This is a genomic window from Massilia sp. CT11-108 (assembly GCF_047302915.1).
GTDB classification, from domain to species: domain Bacteria; phylum Pseudomonadota; class Gammaproteobacteria; order Burkholderiales; family Burkholderiaceae_D; genus Telluria; species Telluria orientalis.
In genome coordinates, this window is record NZ_JBKYMO010000743.1 from 1 (window position 1) to 2019 (window position 2019).

At 68.2% G+C, this 2019-nt stretch carries 1 protein-coding gene; it reads right to left on the minus strand.

Translation table 11 applies throughout. The annotated features are described in order from the left end of the window. Positions 1-79: 79 nt before the first annotated feature. Positions 80-1867: a thiamine pyrophosphate-requiring protein gene (locus ACEN88_RS30180; protein ID WP_413345640.1), complete on the minus strand. Its 1788-nt coding sequence runs from the start codon at positions 1865-1867 to the stop codon at positions 80-82. Between the last annotated feature and the right edge of the window lie 152 nt (positions 1868-2019).

Sequence of the window (2019 nt, forward strand, 5' to 3'; positions counted from 1 at the left end):
GGTACAAGCGCTGGGCGCATTGCTGCTGCAACGGCGACGGGCCGCGCCGTGGAGCGCGCGTGGGCGGGCGCCACCGTGTTCACTTCCTGTCTCCGGGGAGGATGGTGCTGAGCACCTGCTTCGCCACGCCGGCCAGCATCGAGCCTTCGCTCGGGTCGCCCTTGGCGATCGTCGTCATGAAGTGCCTGGCCTGCTCCAGCGTGATGTGCGACGGCAGCGGCGGCACTTCCGGGTCCGTCTTGAATTCGAGGACGACGGGACGGTCCGCCGCCAGCGCCTCGCGCCACGCTTCGCCCACCCGGTCGGGATCGTTGCAGAAGATGCCCTTCAGGCCGATCAACTCGCCGAAGCGGTGGTACGGGACGTCGGGGATCCGCTGCGTCGCCTCGAATTTCGGATTGCCTTCCATGACGCGCTGTTCCCACGTCACCTGGTTCAGGTCCTGGTTGTTGAAGACGCACACGATCCAGCGCGGGTCCTTCCACCGCTTCCAGTACTTCGCCACGGTGATCAGCTCCGCCATGTTATTCATCTGCATGGCGCCGTCGCCGACGAGCGCGATCACGGGGCGGTCCGGGTGCGCGAACTTGGCGGCGATCGCATACGGCACGGCCGCGCCCATCGACGCGAGGCCGCCGGACAGCGAATACATCTGGCCCCGCTGCACCTTGAGGTCGCGCGCATACCAGTTCGCGCAGGAACCGGAATCGCTCGTGACGATCGCGTCGCGCGCCAGCAGCGGCGACAGCTCGTAGCACACGCGCTGCGGATTGATCGGGTTCGCGGATGCCAGTGCCCGTTCTTCCAGCGTCTGGTACGACTCGCGCACTTCCTTTTCGACCTTCGCGCGCCAGTCGGTGTCGGTCTTTTCCTTCAGCAGCGGCAGCAGCAGGCGCAGGGTCTCGGCGCTGTCGCCGTGCAGGTTGACCTCGGCCGGGAAGCGTATGCTCAGCATCGTCGGGTCGATGTCGATCTGCACCGCGCGCGCCTTGCCTTCCTTCGGCAGGAATTCCGCGTACGGGAAGCCGGTGCCGACCAGCAGCAGGGTGTCGCAGTCGTTCATCATCTCCCAGCTGGCCTTCGTGCCGAGGATGCCGATGGAGCCCGTCACCCACGGCAGGTGGTCGGGCAGGGCGGCCTTGCCCAGCAGGGCCTTGGCGCAGCCGGCCTTCAGGCGCTCGGCCACGGCGATGACTTCGTCGGTCGCCTGCAGCGCGCCGGCGCCGACGAGGATCGCGACCTTGCTGCCCGCGTTCAGCACGTCGGCCGCGCGTACGAGATCGGCCTCGTACGGAACGACGCGCGGCTTCGTGTAGCCGATGCCGGAGAACACCGAGCCGTGCTTGCGCGGCGGGTCTTCGTACGGCTTTTCCTGCAGGTCGTTCGGCAGTACGAGGACGCTGACGCCGTTGCGGCCCAGCGCCGTGCGCATGGCGCGGTCGAGCAGGTGGCGCACCTGCGACGGCTGGCTCGCCTCGTACACGTAATCCGCCACGTCCTGGAACAGGCGGTCCAGGTTCAGCTCCTGCTGGTAGTGCGCGCCGCGCGCGGTCGTCGGCGCCTGGCCGCAGATGGCGAGTACCGGCACGTGGTCGCACTTGGCGTCGTACAGGCCCGTCACGAGGTGGGCCGCGCCGGGGCCGCCCGTCGACAGGCACACGCCCGGCTCGCCCGTGAACTTGGCGTGCGCGGCGGCCATGAACGCGGCCATTTCCTCGTGCCGCACCTGGATGAACTGGATCTTGCCTTCCGCGCGGTCCAGCGCGCCCAGCACGCCGTTGATGCCGTCGCCGGGATAGCCGAAGATGGTACGGACGCCCCATTCATACAGGCGTTCGACGAAGAAGTCGCCTACGGATTTGCTCATGTCGTGTCCTCGTTAAGTGTTCAGTGTCTGCGCAACTGCCTCAGGCCCAGTGCCACGCCGGCGGCGCCGATGCCGGCCAGCAGCCACGCGCGGTGCGTCGTCGCCCACAGCTGCATGCTGCGCGTGCTCGCGCCGTCGTCGAAGGTGCCGTG

Bases quoted from the DNA above. Each gene is read 5' to 3' on its own strand.
- ACEN88_RS30180 (WP_413345640.1), bottom strand. From the start codon at position 1,867: ATGAGCAAATCCGTAGGCGACTTCTTCGTCGAACGCCTGTATGAATGG.